Here is a 17,112-nt window from a genome sequence, read left to right as displayed (position 1 = left end):
CGCTTCCGGCGTTTGGCCAGAGCTTACGAGAAGCTGCCGCAGACGCTGGCTGGATTACATTACGTGGCGTTTGCCATGTTGATGCTGCCGCACCTTCCTGATGTTGTTGGGATGGTTCAGAACATGCTCTAGGCAAGAGTTTGGTTTTTTCGGCGATTTCGTCAATGTCGTGCGCCAGCGCCAGGGTGACCACATCCGCCGACAGGCCATCAATCACCGAGCGGGCCTGCTTGCCCGAGCCGCCGTGCGATTGCTGGATGGTCAGCGTTTCGCCGGTTTGGCTCTGCCAGGATTTGATGAAAGCCGGGTTGATTTCCTTGTACAGTTCGCGGGTGGGGTCGTAGGACACATTCAGCAGCGAGGCGGCCCAGGCCGACGGGGCCAGCGCCAGCGCGCCGGCCAGCAGCAGTGACAATTTGGTTTTCATGATGGCTCCTGACAGATTAGTGGGTGTGCAGATGTCGAGGGCCAGTATCCGGGAATTTTATATTCCTAGAAAAAACTTCAAACCAATTGCTAATAGCAAAATAGTCTAAAAGGTGGTAAACCCCTGTCAACAGCTCGCCGGGCCGCCACGGACGCTCGGCATGACAGGATTGCCCAGATTCAAACATTTGTTTTATTTTCGTGCCGATTACTCTTGCCTTGTCACTCCACACCATGACCGATACTTTTTTTCTGCATCCGCAGCGCCAGTTGCTGAACAACGAAGCCCATGTGCGCACGCCGGTGTCCGTGCCTTCGCCTGCGCAGGTGACTTCGCTGGCGTTTTTCTTTGACGACGACGGCAGCCGCCAGCGTCAGGCGCTGTCGCGGCTGGCGGCGCAGCTGGGTTTGCCCTTGCCGGCGGCCGACGCGGTGCAATACCAGGCCGAGCTGCCCGGCCTGCGGCTGAACTGGGGGCTGCACACCGAGTTTGCCCGCTACACCCTGCTGCGCCGTGGCCGCACTGGCGAGCCATTTGCCGACAGCGCATTTGAAGGCTTGCCGCTGGATTGGCTGTCCAATCAAGCCGACCCGCTGCTGGTGGCGATTCATGCGGTGATCCTGCCGCAGGAAGATGCCGGCGCCGCCGACACGGAAACCCTGGCGCAGCAGTGGTTTGCCGGCAACGATCTGGTGGGCGCCAGCATTGGCGACGGCAACGCCATGGCGCTGACCGATCTGCGCCTGCACCCGGACCGCAATCTGGGCGCTGGCGTCACCCGCCTGTTGGTGCTGGATTACGGCATGAGCGCTTCGCAGCGCGGGCGCATGCTGCAACGGCTGTTCGAGCTGGAAACCTATCGCATGCTGGCCTTGCTGGCGCTGCCGGTGGCCAAGGCGCAGGTGCGGGTGATGGACGATCTGGGCCGGCGCATGCGCGCGCTTACCGGGCAGATGAGCGGCAAGAGCGGCGCGCGCAGCAGCGACGACGCCTTGCTGGATCAGCTCACCGAACTGGCCGCCGACCTGGAAGACGCGATTTCCAGCACGCAATATCGCTTCTCGGCCGGGCAGGCGTATTACCGCCAGGTGGAGCGGCGCATTGAGGAATTGCGCGAGGCGCGGCTGGGCGGGGTGCAGCCCTTCCGGGAGTTCACCATCCGCCGGCTGGCGCCGGCCATGGCCACCTGCGAAACCATCGGCAACCGGCAAACCCAGCTGGCCGCGCGCATCCAGCGCGCCACCGCCTTGCTGCGCACGCGGGTGGAGGTGTCGCTGCAAGGGCAGAATCAGGCGCTGCTGGCGTCGATGGACCGCCGCGCCGAGCTGCAACTGCGTCTGCAAGAAACCGTGGAAGGGCTGTCGGTGGGCGTGCTGACCTATTACGCGGTGGGCTTGATTGGCTATCTGGCCAAGGCGCTGAAAGTGGCCGGTGCGCCGGTCAACCCCGAATTGGTCACCGGCCTGGCCATTCCGCTGGTGGCCGCCGGGGTGTGGTGGGGCACGCAAAAAATGAAAAAAAGCCTGGGTCACTGAGCGTTATTCACCGAGTGCGTGTCGCTCATAAAACGTTGTGCGGCGTTGGCGCCCTGCTCAGGCAAACAGCTCCAATTGCTGGCTGTGTCGCGCGCTGTGTGGCGCGGCCGGCGGCATCAGCCGCACGCCCACCCCCAAGAGGCGCACCGGCTGGCCGCCGCGCGCCAATGCCTGCACCAACAGCGCATGCAGCGCCGGCTCGGTAAGCGGGGCATGAATGTCTTCCACCGTGGTGTGATGAAAATCGGCAAAGCGCACCTTCACCCAGGCGCCGCGAAACTGGCCGCCGCTGGCCAGCCACGGCGCCAGCCGTGCGGTCAGCGCGGCCAGCAGGCTGGGCAGCTGCGCAGCGCAGGCGGCCAGGTCGGGCAAGTCCACTGGATAGGTGCGCTCGACGCTGAGCGATTTGCGCACCCGCTCGCTGCGCACCGGCCGGGTATCCTCGCCGCGCGCCATCTGGTGCAGACGCTCGCCAAAGCGACCAAAGCGCTGCGCTAGTTCGGCCAGCGGCAGCTGCTGCAACTGGCCGCAGGTGCTCACCCCCAGCGCCGCCAGCCGTGCAGCGGTGGCCGGGCCGACGCCGTTGAGCTTATGCACCGGCAAGCTGGGCATGAATTCGGCGATGTCCTGCGGGCGGATCAGCCATTGGCCGTCGGGCTTGTTCCAGTCACTGGCGATCTTGGCCAGCATTTTATTGGGGGCAATGCCGGCCGAGGCGGTGATGCCCACCTCGTGGCGGATGGCGGCGCGAATCGCCTCGGCCATGCGCGTGGCGCTGCCCTGGCAATGCGGCTGGCCGCTGACATCCAGATAGGCTTCGTCCAGCGACACCGGCTCGATCAAGCTGGTAAAGCGCTCGAACACCGCGCGCACCGCCTGTGAAGCTTCGCGGTAGCGCGCCATGTCGCCCGGCACCAGCACCAAGTGCGGGCAGCGCTTGAGCGCCTGTGCCGAGGGCATGGCGGAGTGAATGCCAAAGGCGCGCGCCGGATAATTGCAGGTGGCAATCACCCCACGCGCGGCAGGCGCGCCGCCCACCGCCAGCGGCACATCGCGCCATTCGGGATGGTCGCGCATTTCCACGGCGGCAAAAAAGCAGTCGCAATCGATGTGAATGATTTTGCGGGCAGGCGGGTTCATCGGCATCCGGGCGGGCAATAAGCGTCGCTCATACAACCCCGCGCAGCGATCCTGGCCAGGCTGCGGCCACAGATCGTAAAGTCGTCCGGCAAGGCCGCGTAACGACGCCAGGAGGGTTTGGTCAGCGCCGCCAGTATGCCAAAGCCGGCCCGCGCTGACAGCGGGTGCTGTCATGCGCGCGCCGGCCTGAGGTGGTGCTTAGCGTCGTTCACAAAATCCAGCGAAGCGGTCCTGGCTAGGCGTGTGACCGCAGACAGTACAACAAGTACGGCAAGGTCACACCACAACGCCAGGAAGGTTTTGTGAGCGGCGCTTAGGCTTCGCCTTCCACCGGCAGCGACTCTTCACGCTCGGCCAGCGCCGGGTCCACCGGGTCGATGGCGCCTTCCCACTTGGCCACCACGGCGGTGGCAATGGCGTTGCCCAGCACATTGGTGACGGTGCGGCCCATGTCCAGGAAGTGGTCAATACCCAGAATCAGCAACAGGCCGGCCTCGGGCAGGCCAAACATCGGCAGCACGGCGGCCACCACCACCAGCGAGGCGCGCGGCACGCCGGCAATGCCCTTGGACGACACCATCAGCACCAGCAGCATGGTGATCTGGGCGGTGAGGGTCATCGGGATGTCGTAAGCTTGGGCGATGAACAGCGCCAGAAAGGTGGTGTACATCATCGAGCCATCCAGGTTAAACGAATAACCCAGCGGCAGCACAAAGCCCGTCACGCGGGTTTTGACACCAAATTTTTCCAGCTGTTCCATCAGCTTGGGGTACACCGACTCGCTGGAGGCGGTGGAAAACCCCACCAGCAGCGGCCCGCGCACCAGCTTGAGCAAACGGAACACATCGCGGCCCAGCACCAGATAGCCAGCGCCAATCAGCACCAGCCACAGCACCGCCAGCGCCACATAGAAACTCAGCATGAATTTGCCAAAAATCACCAGCATGCCCAGGCCATTGGTGGTGATGGCGCCGGCCACCGCGCCAAACACGCCAAACGGGGCAAAGCGCATCACATAGTCGGTGACTTTCAGCATTACGTGCACCACTTCATCCATGGTGTTCACCAGCGAGCGGGCGGTCTGGCTGTGCAGATGGCCCAGCGCCAGGCCAAAGAACAGCGCAAACACCAGAATCTGCAAAACCTCATTGCCGGCCATGGCCTCGATGATGCTCTTGGGGAAGACATGAGTGATAAAGTCTTTCAGGTTCAGCGCGCCGGTTTTCAGGTTCAGCCCGGCGGCGGATTCTGGCAGCGGCACGTTCAGCGCGTGGCCAGGGTGCAGCACATTGGCAAAAATCAGGCCGATGAACAGCGAGCAAAACGAGGCGCCGATGAACCAGCCCAGCGCCCGGCTGCCGATGCGGCCCACCGAACGGGCGTCACCCATGCCTGCCAGGCCAGCCACCAGGGTGGCGAACACCAGCGGGGCGATGATCATCTTGATCAGGCGCAGAAAGATATCGGTGAGGATGCTGAAATACGAGGCGATTTCCTTGGCCTGCGCCGGCGAGGCGGCCAGGGTGTTGCAGGCATAACCCACAATCACCCCCAGCACCAGGGCGCAGCCGATCCAGGTGGTCAGCCGGTTCATTTTCATGATGGTTTCCTTTCGTGTCATGGACATCCACCGCGCGCTGTCGCAAGCGGCAAATGGCGTCACAAGGGGCAAAAATTGCCAATTCATGACAGACAGAAAATGCCATCAACATGAAGCGGCCGTGTGACGTGGGCGCCGACTATTGCACGCTTCGTGCCAGCACAACACGCAGTCTAAGCTCATGATTTACAATAAAACAATAAATTCATAAAGCATATTTGAAACGGAAAACCGAACCAAGCCCGACCAAAATCGTCGGAAAACCGAACAGACCATACCGGCCACCCCACAAAATCCACCTCGCCAGGCGCTGGCCCAGACGGTTTTGCCCACCGCCGCCCGGCCGCGAGCCGCCCAAGCATGTCGCATCTGCCCGCATTCGATGTCGCGCCCAGTCACGCGCCGCGCGCCACCGCCGCGCTACACTGCACCACCGGCACGCGGCGTGCCCAATAAGCGCTGCTCACAAAACCCTCCTGGCGTTGTTGTGTGACCTTGTCGTACTTCTTGTACTGTCTGCGGTCACACGCCAAGCCCGCGCAGGCAGGGCGAGAAGCCTGGCAAGGTTGTGCAACAACGCCAGAAGTGTTTTGTGAGCTCACCCAAGGCGCGCATCACCCACGAGGACTCAGCATGGCCATCAGCGTATTCGACCTGTTCAAAATCGGCATCGGCCCTTCCAGCTCGCACACCGTCGGCCCGATGCGCGCCGCCCGTCAGTTTGTCAGCCGGCTGGCGCGCGATGGCCAGCTTGCCGCCGTGGCGCAAGTGCGCGTCGAGCTGTTTGGCTCGCTGGGCGCCACCGGCAAGGGCCACGGCAGCGACACCGCAGTGATGCTGGGCCTGCATGGCGAAAGCCCCGACCTGATCGACCCCGACCACGCCCCGGCCATCCTGGACGTCATCCGCGCCAGCGGCCAACTCAGCCTGCTGGGCCAGCACCCGATTGCCTTTATCGAGCGCGAACACCTGATTCTGCACAAACGCAAAAGCCTGCCCTACCACCCCAACGCCATGCGCTGCGAAGCCAGCGACGCCAGCGGCGTGCTGTTGGATGCGCGCACCTATTACTCGGTGGGCGGCGGTTTTGTGGTGGACGACAGCGCGCTGAGCAGCGGCTTTGTTCCGCCCGGCCCGCAGCAACTGCGCCACCCGTTTGCCAGCGCGCGCGAACTGCTGGCGCTGTGCCGCGAGCATCAGCAACCGATCAGCCAGATCATGCTGGCCAACGAACTGGCCTGGCGCGACGAAGCCAGCGTGCGCGCCGGCCTGTTAAAACTGTGGGAGGTGATGCAAGCCTGTGTGGCGCGCGGCTGCCAGCGCGAAGGCGTGCTGCCCGGCGGCATGCACGTGCGCCGCCGCGCCGCCGAGCTTTACCGCACGCTGTGCGCCACGCCCGAAGCCGCGCTGCGCGACCCGCTGACGGTGATGGACTGGGTGAATTTATACGCGCTGGCAGTCAACGAAGAAAACGCCGCTGGCGGCCGGGTGGTCACCGCCCCCACCAACGGCGCCGCCGGCATCATCCCCGCCGTGCTGCACTACTACACCCGCTTTGTGCCCGGCGCCAACGCCGACGGCGTGGTGCGCTTTCTGCTCACCGCCGGGGCGATTGGCATCCTGTTCAAACTCAACGCCTCGATCTCCGGCGCCGAAGTGGGCTGCCAGGGCGAAGTGGGCTCAGCCTGCTCGATGGCTGCCGGCGCGCTGGCCGAAGTGCTGGGCGGCACGCCGGAACAAGTGGAAAACGCCGCCGAAATCGGCATGGAACACAATCTGGGCCTGACCTGCGACCCGATTGGCGGCCTGGTGCAAGTGCCCTGCATCGAACGCAACGCCATGGCCTCGATCAAGGCGATCAACGCCGCCCGCATGGCCCTGCGCGGCGACGGCCAGCACCATGTGTCGCTGGACCGGGTGATCCGCACCATGCGCGACACCGGCCGGGACATGAGCAGCAAATACAAAGAAACCGCGCGCGGGGGGCTGGCGGTGAATTGGATTGAGTGTTGAGGGGGGCTTTGGGTCTCTCGCAGCAATACGCTGTGTATCACAGACAAGCGCCCGCAAAGGCGGGTGCTTGTCTGTGGATTACGCCACTTTCACTGGAATCGGAAAGCCGCGCAGCCCATATTGTTTGGCGTACAGCCGCTTGCCATTCTTCAGGGTGATGAAGGCCCGAAACTGGATCTCATACCCTTCTGGCAAGGGCAGGTCTAACTTGAGTTGTTTTGCCACAGCATAGTCACCCCCTTTCTGGGCAATGATTGTCTGATTGCCATGGCAAAATTTTGTGGACTAGAATCCACTTTGCTCGTTTTGCCAAGCAACCGGGACTGATGCCCATCAGCCCCATCTCGGAAGCCAAGCGCCAACTTGGCTTCCGAAACTGTGGTTTGTTACTCATGCCCGGTATTTTCTATCGAGCTCAGCATCAGCGCTATTTGCTCCCAAGGCAGTCGCCTGCCCTTCTCGCGCATCCGCACAATGCTGGCCTCGGCCTCGGTGACACTGAGCTTGCCAAGCACAATCAGCTGTTCCATAAGCCAGACCGTGCCTTTGACCACTACCGCCTCTTGACTCGCTGCCGCTCTCAGCGCGCGATCTCCCGTTAACAAGGGGCAGCATTCCTGTTTGGCCAGCGCAAGCCCAATGCAGTCGTATCGACTGACTTTTTTGTGCTTACCACTCAATTCGATTGCATGTCGCATCCCGTCCCCATCCAGCTCGCCGACCTGTATGCTTAAAGCACGCAGCCTGCCGGCCATCTCTTCAAGCTCTTCATCCAACACAACATCCGGGACCTTGAACTGGTAAGGAAGCAAGAACATCAGATCAAGCAAGCCGCCTTCTTCCATATCGATCAGAATATTTGCATCACTGATCAGTAGCTGCATGGGCGCTCTCCAGCTGCCTGTCCGACTTGAAACGCATCAGCGAGATTTTGAGCAACTCAGCCGCCTTGGAGTCTCCGATATACCCTTCTGCCAATGCCCGATACACCAGCCCTTCGAAGAGATAGGTGTCTTCTGGTCGATACTGATCACCTGGCTCGGTTTTGCGCCATCCTCGCTTGGAGAACTCCATAAACCAATTTTTACTCATGGTTTCCGAGATAATCCCCGCTTGCTTGATCCGGAAAAGCGCGCCGAGCATGCTGATGCCAAACTCTTGCTTAAGCATGTACAGCTCACGCGCCTCCAGTGCGTTTCGGTGTTGTCCAATCTGCTTGATCACTTCTTGCCTGGGGAGCAGAAAAGCGCCAGCGAAATGGTTACAGGCTTTTTCCTCATCCAGCCCCGCCGCCAGTCGGCCGTGCAAGACCAAATGGCCAAGCTCATGAGCCAAAGTAAAACGTTGCCGGTCACCTGGCCATTCTTTAGCGACAACAATCACCGGCATGCCATCTGCGCTGGCCGCCAAGCCATCAAACTTGGCGCAATCCTCAATCGCAGTCACCAGCACCATCACACCGCGAGACTCAAGCGTGTCTATCAAATCAGGGATCGGATTGCTTCCTAGCGCCCACTTATCCCGGATAAGCTCAGCGACCGCTTCAATCTGTGCGTCCCCCGCCACTTCCTGAGGCAATCCATCCGGCAAGGTAAACTTGGGAATGGGAGGCTGCGGATACAAACCAAGAAGCTCAATCCAGCGCTCGGCCTGATCTGTGACATCGGCGGCAATCTGGTCTAAAAATTTTTGCGGTGTGGACGAGCGCTTCCGATACTCAACACCTTCAAGCTGTAAAGTTGTTGGCCGCAAAAAATATTCAGTGCGCACGCCAAGCACCTTGGCCAGCTTCAATAGCTGCCCAGAAGAAGGCGTCAGCTCGCCTTTTTCATATTTGTTGATGGCTGTCGGTGATACGCCAACCTGCTCGGCCAAGGCGCGTAGCGAGAGCCCGGCGGCTTTTCTGGCACGAAGTAATCGTTCGCCAATCATATCCGCATCTCCATCGGTTATCGTTTGGTTTACATTTTTTATTTTATTTTTGAAAATGTAAACCATGTTTGGCGTGTAGGCAAGGCCTGCCGTCATTCCGGGCACGTGGATGGTCACCTGAGATGCCGGCAATCGGCCAGATCGAAAATTAGGGCTCTGCGCCTGGGCAAGCGCAGCGAAATCTACCGCTGAGCCTCACTCACACCCACAACCGATACACCCAAAACGATTCATCCTCAACAAAGCGCCGGGCAAACTCCGCTGGGGCAAAGCCGGTAATGCGTTTGGTGGCGCGGCTCAGGTGGGCTTGGTCGGCAAAGCCTTGCTCATGCGCCAGCGCGGCCAGGTCCAGCGGCAGGCCAGCGTGGTGGCGTTGCAGGCCGGCAAACAGCGCGCCTTCGGTTTTCACCAGCATGCGCCATTCGCGCAGCGAGCGGCCGCTGTAGCGCTTGATGCGCCGTTCGATCTGACGCTCGCTGTGGCTGTCGCGCCATTGCATCGCCTGCCAGGCCAGCCGCTGCACCCAGTGGCGGCCGATTTGCGCCAGCGATGGCGCCGGGTCGGCGCGTTGGCGCAGCGCCTGCCAGCGCGGGGCCAGGTGATGCTCCAGCGCCGCCAGCGCGGCGTGCGGGTTGGCGCTGGCCAGCAAATCGTCCAGCAAGCCTTGCCACGAGGCGTCCAATACCGCCTGCGCCGGGGCAAAGCGGTCCAGCAGGTCGTGCGGGTCCACGCCAAACAGCGCGTGGGCGACATCTACCGGAAAACACGCCATGCCGGCGCGCCCCACGCTGGGCGACCAACTGACCAGTGGCCGCGACTGGCTACCCGACCAGGTCAGCGCGGCGTCCAGCGGCCGCCAGCGCGGCGCGCCGCCCTCGCTGGATTCGATCAAACCAATGTCCATGCCCTGAAACCACGACAGACACACCAGCGGCGTGGCGGGAAAATGATTGAGCTTTTGCGCGGTGTTCAGCGCCAGCCCAGCCGTGTCGCGCCACACTACCGCGCTGAGCGCGCCTTGCAGGCTGGGCGGGGCAATCAGCACGCTGGCCCGCCCGCCCGCGCGCGGGGCGCGGGCGAGGGGGTCGGGGCAGGCGGTGAAATCGGCGCACATGGCGGGGCAGTATAGGCGTGACGAGAGTGGGCGTCGATGGCGCGTCGGCCATGTCGTTTGCGTTCAAGACCACCCCGCGCGCGCTGGCGATACTGATGGCCTGTTCATGCCTGTTGCGAGGTCATCATGTCGGACGCTCCCCGTTGTCCCTGGCGCTTTGGCGCTGCCCATGCTGTGTCCACCGACTGGCCGCCCGGCCCGCGCGCCAGGTGGGGCGGTTGGGGTGTGCTGGCGGAATTATCGCGTGACCCTTTGGCGGTGCTGGCGCGTTGGCGCGCCGAGTATGGCGATGTGGTGCATTTGCGGGTGTGGCCGCTGCATCAGGTGGTGATCAGCGATCCGGCCTTGCTGCACGAGGTGCTGGTCAAACAGCACGAGGCGCTGACGCGCTGGCCGCGCGGCATGCAGGTGTTTGGCCAGTTGTATGGCCATAGCGTGTTTATTGCCGAAGGCCAGGCTTGGCGCGACAAGCGGCGGGCGTTGGCGGCGGGGTTTTCCCGGCAGGCGGCGCAGGATGCCGCGCCGGCGATAGCCGAGGCTGCTGGGCGAGTGCTGGCCGGCTGGCCCAGCGCCCATCCCGCCTGGCGCGCTGACCAGGCCTTGGCCACGCTGACGCTGGAGGTGATTGCTCGTTTATTGTTTTCGCTGGAACTGGGCGAGGCAGCGCCCACCGCCGCGCAGGCGGTGCGCACGGTGCTGGCCGCCAGCCATGCCGAGTTGTTCTGGCCGGCCAGTTGGCCGGACTGGCTGCCGCACAAGCGCGGCAAGCGCCAGGCCCGGCAGTGGCTGGATGGCTTGATTCAGCGCCAGTTGCACGCCCGGCTGGCGCTGGCCGAGGCTGCCTGGCCGGACGATCTGCTCAGCCGCTGGCTGCGCCTGCACCGCGCCGACCCCAACGCCTGGCCGCTGCGCGCCGTGCGCGACGAATGCATGACCGCCTTGCTGGCCGGGCACGAAACCACGGGCGCGACATTGGCCTGGTGGATGTGGGCGCTGGCGCGCCAGCCCGAGATTCAGTCCGAGGTCAGCGCCGAAGCCTGCCGCGTCCTGCGCGGGCGGGCGCCCACCGCTGCGGATGCGCCCGCGCTGACCGTGCTGCGCCGCTCGCTGGAAGAAACCCTGCGCCTGCACCCGGCTGCGCCGCTGCTGAGCACCCGCCGTGCCATCCGCCCGATCACCGTGGGCCCGTGGCGGCTGCCGGCCGGCACGCTGTTGCTGCTGCCGGTGCAGCTGGCGCAGCACGATCCACAGGCGTTTGCCCTGCCGGAAGATTTTTGTCCGGCGCGCTTTGCCGAGCACGAGGCCAGCACGCATCCGCACTGGCTGCCGTTTGGCCTGGGCCCGCGCGTGTGCCTGGGCCAGCACCAGGCGATGATGGAGCTCACCGTGCTGACCGCCCTGCTGGCGCAAGGCTTCAGCTGGCGCGCCGCCGCCGACCAGCCAGCGCCGCAGCCGCTGTTGCAGGTGTCGTGCCGGCCGGATGCGCTGTGGCTGGATATCCGCCGGCGTGTGGGCTAAGAGCCGCTTACAAAGCCTCCTGGCTTTGTTGCCCGGCAGCCTGGCCAAGCGGTTTTCAGCCCGCCACGCACTCGGCAAAGCCAGCGCGCAGCGCCGCTTCCGGCAGGCTGCGGCCAATCAGCACGATGTCCGAGCGCGGCGCTTCATCGCCCCATTCGCGGCCGTAGTCAAAGCCGGCAATCTTGTGCACCCCCTGAAAAATCAGCCGGCGCGGCTCGCCGGCAATCGCCAGCATGCCCTTGTGGCGCAACAGCGCGTCGCCGTGCTGCTCCATCAGCTGGTTCATGAAAGCGCTGATGCGCAGCATGTCCAGCGCGCCGGGGTGATGCAAATGCAGCGCGGCGATGTCGTCGGCAAACGACTGCGCCGGCGCTGGCGCGCGAAACGCCGACCGGCTGGCGCCCAGCGCTGGCTGATACAACTGCGCCGGATGCGCTGCCGGCGCCGCCAGCACGCTGTCGTCCAGATGAAAACCACGCAGATCAAACAGCAGGCCCAAATCCACCTCGCCATGCGCCAGCCGGTATTGCCCGGCGGCAAGGTTGATGCGCGCCAGCCGCGCGCTCAACGCCGCCAGCGCTTGCTCATCCACCAAATCGCCCTTGGACACCAGCACCCGGTCGGCAAAGCCAATCTGCCGGCGCACCACGGCATGCTCGGCCAACTGTGCCGGCGCGTGCAGCGCATCCACCACGGCAATCACCCCATCCAGCCGATAGGCCTGAATCAGCGCGTCACTGGCAAAAAATGTCTGGGTGATTGGCGTCGGGTCGGCCAGCCCGGTGGTTTCGATCACCAGGCGGTCAAACGCCAGCTCCCCCGCCGCCCGCCGGGCGTGCAAATCGCGCAAATGCCCGTCCAGATCACCGCGAATGGTGCAGCACAGACAGCCATTGGTCATCTCGATCACTTCGCTGGCTTCGTGGATCAGCAAGGCGCTGTCGATATTCACCGGGCCAAACTCGTTCTCGATCACGGCAATTTTTTGCCCATGCGCGCCGCGCAGAATGTGATTGAGCAAGGTGGTTTTGCCCGCGCCAAGAAAACCGGTAAGCAAAGTGACTGGAATCGGATTCATGCAAGCTCCGCAACACACCAAAAAGAAAACCCCGCCATGATGCGGGGGGAACGCCGCCATCGTCGATGACAATGGTGGACAAGCGGCCGGCGCGCGTTCACCCTCGGCGCGCCGTGGATATTTGCCTGGGTTCCCGCCTGCGCGGGGGCTAACTCAACAACACTTCCCTGCGCCCCCACCATAGCGCGCCTCTTGCCGCTCCCGAAAAAATGCCTCATACGTCATCGGCGTTTCTTCCGGGTGCGTGGCGCGCATATGCTGCAAATACACTTCATAGTCAGGCACGCCCACCATCAGATTGGCGGCCTGACCGAGGTATTTGCCAAGCTTCTCCAGCTGGGCAAACATGGCCTTAAGCCTTGGCCGGCAGCGGGGTGAACGGCGTTTCCCGCGCGGTGGGCTGCTGGCTCTGCCAGGCTTTCCAGCAGGCGCGCACGCCAAACAGCACAATGCTCACCACCAGCAGGATGAAGCCAAAGGCCAGCGTGGCGTCCACATAGTCGTTGAACACCACCTGCTGCATCTGCGCCAGGCTCTTGGCCGGGGCCAGCACCTCGCCCTTGTCCAGCGCCGCCTGGTATTTATGGGCGTGCGCCAGAAAACCGATCTTGGGATTGTCTGCAAACACCTTCAGCCAGCCGGCGGTCAGCGTGCACACCAGCAGCCAGATGGTCGGCACGATGGTCACCCAGGCATAGCGTTCGCGCTTGAGCTTGAACAGCACCACGGTGGCCAGGGTCAGGGCAATGCCGGCCAGCATCTGGTTGGCGATGCCAAACAGCGGCCACAGGGTGTTGATGCCGCCCAGCGGATCGACCACGCCCTGATACAAAAAGTAACCCCAGGCGGCCACGCACAGGCCGGTGGCGGTCAGGCTGGCTACCCACGAATCAGTCTTGCGCAGGCTGGGGGCAAAGGTGCCAAGCAAATCCTGCAACATAAAGCGCCCGGCGCGGGTGCCGGCGTCCACCGCGGTGAGGATGAACAGCGCCTCAAACAGGATGGCAAAGTGATACCAGAAGGCCTTCATGCCGTCGCCGCCAAACACGCTGGACAGGATTTCCGCCATGCCCACCGCCAAAGTCGGCGCGCCGCCAGCGCGCGAGATGATGGTTTTTTCGCCCAGGGTCTGCGCGGTGTGGGTGATCATTTCCGGGGTGATCAAAAAGCCGAAGTTGGACACCGCGGCGGCGGCGGATTCGGCGGTCTTGCCGACCACGGCCGCCGGGCTGTTCATCACAAAATACACGCCAGGGTCGATCACCGAGGCGGCGATCAGCGCCATGATGGCGACAAAGCTTTCCATCAGCATGCCACCGTAGCCGATGTAGGGCATGTGCGACTCGTTTTCCAGCAGCTTGGGCGTGGTGCCCGAGGAAATCAGCGCATGAAAACCCGACACCGCGCCGCAGGCGATGGTGATGAACAGGAAGGGGAACAGATTGCCCGCCCACACCGGGCCAGAACCATCGACAAACTGGGTGAGCGCCGGCATGCGCAGATGCGGGGCCACCACCAGAATGCCAATCGCCAGGCCGACAATAGTGCCGATTTTCAGGAAGGTGGACAAATAATCACGCGGGGCCAGCAGCAGCCATACCGGCAGCACCGAGGCGACAAAGCCATAGCCAATCAGCATCCAGGTCAGTTGCACGCCAGTAAAGGTAAACGCCGCGCCCCAGTACGGGTCAGCGGCAATCTGACCGCCGCCCCAGATGGCCAGCATCAGCAGCACAAAGCCAATCAGCGAGATTTCGCCAATGCGGCCCGGCCGGATATAGCGGCTGTACACGCCCATGAACAAAGCAATGGGGATGGTGGCAGCCACGGTGAACGCGCCCCACGGGCTTTCCGCCAGCGCCTTGACCACGATCAGCGCCAGCACCGCCAGGATGATGACCATGATCATGAAGGTGCCAAACAGGGCAATCACCCCCGGCACGGCGCCCATTTCCGATTTGATCAAATCACCCAGCGAGCGGCCATCGCGGCGGGTGGAGATAAACAGCACCATGAAATCCTGCACCGCGCCGGCAAACACCACGCCTGCCAGAATCCACAGCATGCCGGGCAAATAGCCCAGCTGGGCGGCCAGCACCGGGCCCACCAGCGGGCCGGCGCCGGCAATGGCGGCAAAGTGGTGGCCGAACAGCACGTTTTTATTGGTGGGCACGTAGTCCAGGCCATCATTGTGCACAATCGCCGGGGTGGCGCGATTGGCGTCCAGCTTCATCACCGTGCGGGCGATAAACAGGCCATAGTAGCGGTAGGCAATCAGATAAACCGAGACGGCGGCCACCACAATCCACAGGGCATTGATGGATTCGCCGCGATGCAGCGCCACCGTGCCCAGCGCGAATGCGCCGACCAGCGCCACCAGCCCGAACAGGGCGTGGCGGGACAATTGATTCATGACAGTTCTCCAGATGATTTAGATGTGCGGGCGCGCTGCGTTGGCGCGCCGACGTCAGACAAGCGTGAGCAAGCTCCCAGCCGCTCGCCGAGGGGGACGAGGGCAGGGGGCTTGCCGCCGGCAGCGGATCTGCGCCCGCCGGCAAGGGCGTGGCCATGGCGCAGACGGCGCGGGCTTGCGCCAGCGGCCGGGCTTGGGCTCTACTATGGCTTTTTGCGTCTCTGTCCACATCCGCACGACTACCGGCCGCCGCTACGCAGTACTACGTAGTGCGGTGCAGCAAAGCCATGGAACTCAAACACAAAATTCTGGCGCTTACCGTGCTGCCGCTGCTGCTGGCGATTGTGGCGGTGGGCGCGCTGGTGCAATACCGCGCCGAGCGGCTGGCCGAACAACAGGCCGCGCTGCTGGAAGAAAGCCTGCTGGCCAGCAAACGCGCCGAGCTCAAGCACTATGTCGAGCTGGCCTTAAGCTCGATCGAGCCGCTGTACGCCAACCCACGCCTGCCGCGCGAACAGGCGCAGACACAGGCCAAGGCGATCTTGCAGGGGCTGAGCTTTGGCGATGACGGCTATTTCTTTGCCTACGACACTGGCGGACGCAACCTGGTGCATCCACGCCAGCCCGAGCTGGTCGGGCGCAATCTGTGGGATTTGACCGACCCGCAAGGCCGCCATGTGATCCGCGCCCTGCTGGCCGCCGCTCGCGACGGTGACGGCTACCAGCGCTACGGCTGGGAAAAACCCTCTATCCACCAGATGACGGAAAAACTTGGCTATGTAGAGCTGCTGCCGCGCTGGGGCTGGATGTTGGGCACCGGTATTTATCTGGACGATGTCGAGCGCGCCACCGCCCAAGTGCGCGAACGCGCGCGCGGCAATGCCCGCAGCACCTTGCTGGCGCTGGGCGCGGTGGCGTTGGTGGCGGTGCTGCTGGTGTTTGCCGGCGGGCTGGCGCTGAATGTCAGCGAACACCGGCTGGCCGACAGCAAGCTCAAAGCCATGGCCCAGCGCATTGTGCAATCGCAGGAAGACGAGCGCGCGCGGGTGTCGCGCGAGCTGCACGACGGCATTTCGCAGTTATTGGTGTCGGTGAAGTTTCAGTTTGAATTGGCCCAGCACCAACTGGACCACGGCGACGAGCGCGCCAGCGACAGCATGCGCCAGGGCCTGGGCCGGCTGGGTGAGGCGATTGGCGAGGTGCGACGGATTTCGCACGACCTGCACCCCTCGCTGCTGGATACCCTGGGGCTGGCCGCCGCGCTGGACCAACTCAGCCGCGAATTTGCCCAGCGCACCGGCATCGTCGTGCAGCAACACACCGACCACGAGATGACCGCGCTGAATCGCCAGCCGGCCAAAACCGTGGCGCTGTTCCGCATTGCCCAGGAAGGGCTGTGCAATATCGAGCGCCACGCCCACGCCAGCCAGGTGGACATCCAGCTCTGCCGCCACGGCAACCGGGTGGAGCTGACGCTGATCGACAACGGCCGCGGCTGCCCGGCGGATGCGCTATACGCCAGCACCGGCATTGGCCTGCGCAATATCCGCGAGCGCGTGGAGCATCTGGCGGGCGATTTTTCTCTGCAATCCATCCCAGGGCGCACCGTGCTGCGTGTCAGCCTGCCCTTGGAACGCGAGGCTTTGTTATGAATGACGCAGTCAGCACCCTGCCGGTGCGCCTGATGTTGGTGGACGACCATCCGCTGGTGCGCGATGGCCTGCGCGCCCGGCTGGGCGCAGTGGCGCATCTGGAGGTGATTGGCGAGGCCAGCAATGGCCACGAGGCGCTGCTGTGCGCCGCCGAGCTGTGCCCTGACGTGATGCTGGTGGACATCGGCATGAAAGAAATGAACGGCCTGGAGCTGACCGAGCGACTCAGCCAGGCGCACCCGGCCATCCGCGTGCTGATTCTCAGCATGTACGACACCCCCGAGTATTACAGCCGGGCGATTGCCGCCGGGGCCAAGGGCTATGTGCTGAAAGACGCCGGCTCGCACGAAATCATCGCTGCCATCGACGCCGTGGCCGCTGGCGGCAGCTATTACAGCACCGAAGTGGCGCGCACGCTGTTTGCCCAGCGCCACGCCCAGCCCGGCCATGGCTTGTCCGAGCGCGAACGCGAAGTGCTGATCCTGCTGGCGCAGGGGCTGTCCAACAAGGCCATCGCCCTGCAACTGGACATCAGCGTGCGCACTGCCGAAACCCACCGGTTAAGCGTGCGCCGCAAGCTGGGCATTGATTCGGCCGCCGGCCTGGCCAAATTCGCCATTGAGCACGGCTGGCTGTAGCGGCGAATGCAACTCACCGCATCCTGGCGCAGCAGGCGCTGTCCGGTGCGCT

Annotated in this window: 14 protein-coding genes and 1 pseudogene; 5 read left to right on the top strand and 10 right to left on the bottom strand. The window is 63.6% G+C overall.

What is annotated here, in order from left to right:
- Window positions 1-193 precede the first annotated feature (193 nt).
- Window positions 194-427 (bottom strand): annotated as a pseudogene (locus tag DFR34_RS14120) (hypothetical protein); the annotation flags it as partial.
- 233 nt (window positions 428-660) lie between these two features.
- Here DFR34_RS14120 and DFR34_RS14115 point away from each other — a divergent pair.
- Window positions 661-1,962 (top strand): DUF3422 family protein, encoded by a 1,302-nt coding sequence (locus DFR34_RS14115; RefSeq protein ID WP_110391799.1) that lies wholly within the window; start codon window positions 661-663, stop codon window positions 1,960-1,962.
- A gap of 57 nt (window positions 1,963-2,019) precedes the next feature.
- Here the strand turns inward: DFR34_RS14115 and dinB are convergent, their stop codons facing one another.
- Window positions 2,020-3,102, bottom strand: a complete 1,083-nt coding sequence (gene dinB, locus DFR34_RS14110) for a DNA polymerase IV (protein WP_110391798.1) — start codon at window positions 3,100-3,102, stop codon at window positions 2,020-2,022.
- A 313-nt stretch (window positions 3,103-3,415) separates the two neighbouring features.
- On the bottom strand, window positions 3,416-4,702 hold the full coding sequence (locus DFR34_RS14105; protein WP_110391804.1) for a dicarboxylate/amino acid:cation symporter: 1,287 nt from the start codon (window positions 4,700-4,702) through the stop codon (window positions 3,416-3,418).
- Between the two features lie 633 nt (window positions 4,703-5,335).
- On the opposite strand from DFR34_RS14105, the gene DFR34_RS14100 reads away from it, so the two are divergent.
- Window positions 5,336-6,715, top strand: a complete 1,380-nt coding sequence (locus DFR34_RS14100; RefSeq protein WP_110391797.1) for an L-serine ammonia-lyase — start codon at window positions 5,336-5,338, stop codon at window positions 6,713-6,715.
- A 78-nt stretch (window positions 6,716-6,793) separates the two neighbouring features.
- Here the strand turns inward: DFR34_RS14100 and DFR34_RS17210 are convergent, their stop codons facing one another.
- From DFR34_RS17210 to DFR34_RS14085, 4 genes are all read right to left on the bottom strand, one after another.
- Complete coding sequence (locus DFR34_RS17210; protein ID WP_158281840.1) at window positions 6,794-6,940, bottom strand: hypothetical protein; 147 nt, start codon at window positions 6,938-6,940, stop codon at window positions 6,794-6,796.
- 161 nt (window positions 6,941-7,101) lie between these two features.
- Window positions 7,102-7,599 (bottom strand): PIN domain-containing protein, encoded by a 498-nt coding sequence (locus DFR34_RS14095; RefSeq protein ID WP_110391796.1) that lies wholly within the window; start codon window positions 7,597-7,599, stop codon window positions 7,102-7,104.
- Entirely contained in the window at window positions 7,580-8,764 is a 1,185-nt protein-coding gene (locus tag DFR34_RS14090) for a helix-turn-helix domain-containing protein (RefSeq protein WP_211309429.1), read from the bottom strand. The genes DFR34_RS14095 and DFR34_RS14090 overlap by 20 nt, the downstream gene beginning before the upstream one ends.
- An 82-nt stretch (window positions 8,765-8,846) precedes the next feature.
- Window positions 8,847-9,761 (bottom strand): AraC family transcriptional regulator, encoded by a 915-nt coding sequence (locus tag DFR34_RS14085; protein ID WP_110391795.1) that lies wholly within the window; start codon window positions 9,759-9,761, stop codon window positions 8,847-8,849.
- Between the two features lie 126 nt (window positions 9,762-9,887).
- Here DFR34_RS14085 and DFR34_RS14080 point away from each other — a divergent pair, with 126 nt between their 5' ends.
- A complete protein-coding gene (locus DFR34_RS14080; RefSeq protein ID WP_211309428.1) occupies window positions 9,888-11,279 on the top strand; it encodes a cytochrome P450 in 1,392 nt (463 codons plus the stop codon).
- 55 nt (window positions 11,280-11,334) lie between these two features.
- Here DFR34_RS14080 and DFR34_RS14075 read toward each other — a convergent pair whose 3' ends face one another.
- From DFR34_RS14075 to DFR34_RS14065, 3 genes are all read right to left on the bottom strand, one after another.
- Window positions 11,335-12,357 (bottom strand): CobW family GTP-binding protein, encoded by a 1,023-nt coding sequence (locus tag DFR34_RS14075; protein WP_110391794.1) that lies wholly within the window; start codon window positions 12,355-12,357, stop codon window positions 11,335-11,337.
- A gap of 153 nt (window positions 12,358-12,510) precedes the next feature.
- Window positions 12,511-12,705, bottom strand: coding sequence for a YbdD/YjiX family protein (locus DFR34_RS14070; protein ID WP_110391793.1), 195 nt, complete (start codon window positions 12,703-12,705; stop codon window positions 12,511-12,513).
- Window positions 12,706-12,709: 4 nt separating this feature from the next.
- Window positions 12,710-14,770 carry a carbon starvation CstA family protein gene (locus DFR34_RS14065; protein WP_110391792.1) on the bottom strand — a complete coding sequence of 687 codons (2,061 nt, stop codon included), beginning with the start codon at window positions 14,768-14,770 and terminating at the stop codon, window positions 12,710-12,712.
- A gap of 287 nt (window positions 14,771-15,057) precedes the next feature.
- On the opposite strand from DFR34_RS14065, the gene DFR34_RS14060 reads away from it, so the two are divergent.
- Together DFR34_RS14060 and DFR34_RS14055 are read left to right on the top strand one after the other, a co-directional pair.
- Window positions 15,058-16,422: a cache domain-containing protein gene (locus DFR34_RS14060; RefSeq protein WP_110391791.1), complete on the top strand. Its 1,365-nt coding sequence runs from the start codon at window positions 15,058-15,060 to the stop codon at window positions 16,420-16,422.
- A complete protein-coding gene (locus DFR34_RS14055; RefSeq protein WP_110391790.1) occupies window positions 16,419-17,060 on the top strand; it encodes a response regulator transcription factor in 642 nt (213 codons plus the stop codon). The genes DFR34_RS14060 and DFR34_RS14055 overlap by 4 nt, the downstream gene beginning before the upstream one ends.
- Window positions 17,061-17,112: the final 52 nt, after the last annotated feature.

The sequence above is a fragment of the Rivihabitans pingtungensis genome (genome assembly GCF_003201855.1).
Classification (GTDB): domain Bacteria; phylum Pseudomonadota; class Gammaproteobacteria; order Burkholderiales; family Aquaspirillaceae; genus Rivihabitans; species Rivihabitans pingtungensis.
The sequence above is the reverse complement of the archived record's forward strand: the minus strand, read 5'-3'. Positions and strand labels throughout refer to the sequence as shown.

Coding starts and splice junctions, on each gene's coding strand:
- DFR34_RS14115 (WP_110391799.1), top strand. CDS start 661: ATGACCGATACTTTTTTTCTGCATCCGCAGCGCCAGTTGCTGAACAAC.
- dinB (WP_110391798.1), bottom strand. CDS start 3,102: ATGAACCCGCCTGCCCGCAAAATCATTCACATCGATTGCGACTGCTTT.
- DFR34_RS14105 (WP_110391804.1), bottom strand. CDS start 4,702: ATGAAAATGAACCGGCTGACCACCTGGATCGGCTGCGCCCTGGTGCTG.
- DFR34_RS14100 (WP_110391797.1), top strand. CDS start 5,336: ATGGCCATCAGCGTATTCGACCTGTTCAAAATCGGCATCGGCCCTTCC.
- DFR34_RS14095 (WP_110391796.1), bottom strand. CDS start 7,599: ATGCAGCTACTGATCAGTGATGCAAATATTCTGATCGATATGGAAGAA.
- DFR34_RS14085 (WP_110391795.1), bottom strand. CDS start 9,761: ATGTGCGCCGATTTCACCGCCTGCCCCGACCCCCTCGCCCGCGCCCCG.
- DFR34_RS14080 (WP_211309428.1), top strand. CDS start 9,888: ATGTCGGACGCTCCCCGTTGTCCCTGGCGCTTTGGCGCTGCCCATGCT.
- DFR34_RS14075 (WP_110391794.1), bottom strand. CDS start 12,357: ATGAATCCGATTCCAGTCACTTTGCTTACCGGTTTTCTTGGCGCGGGC.
- DFR34_RS14070 (WP_110391793.1), bottom strand. CDS start 12,705: ATGTTTGCCCAGCTGGAGAAGCTTGGCAAATACCTCGGTCAGGCCGCC.
- DFR34_RS14065 (WP_110391792.1), bottom strand. CDS start 14,770: ATGAATCAATTGTCCCGCCACGCCCTGTTCGGGCTGGTGGCGCTGGTC.
- DFR34_RS14060 (WP_110391791.1), top strand. CDS start 15,058: ATGGAACTCAAACACAAAATTCTGGCGCTTACCGTGCTGCCGCTGCTG.
- DFR34_RS14055 (WP_110391790.1), top strand. CDS start 16,419: ATGAATGACGCAGTCAGCACCCTGCCGGTGCGCCTGATGTTGGTGGAC.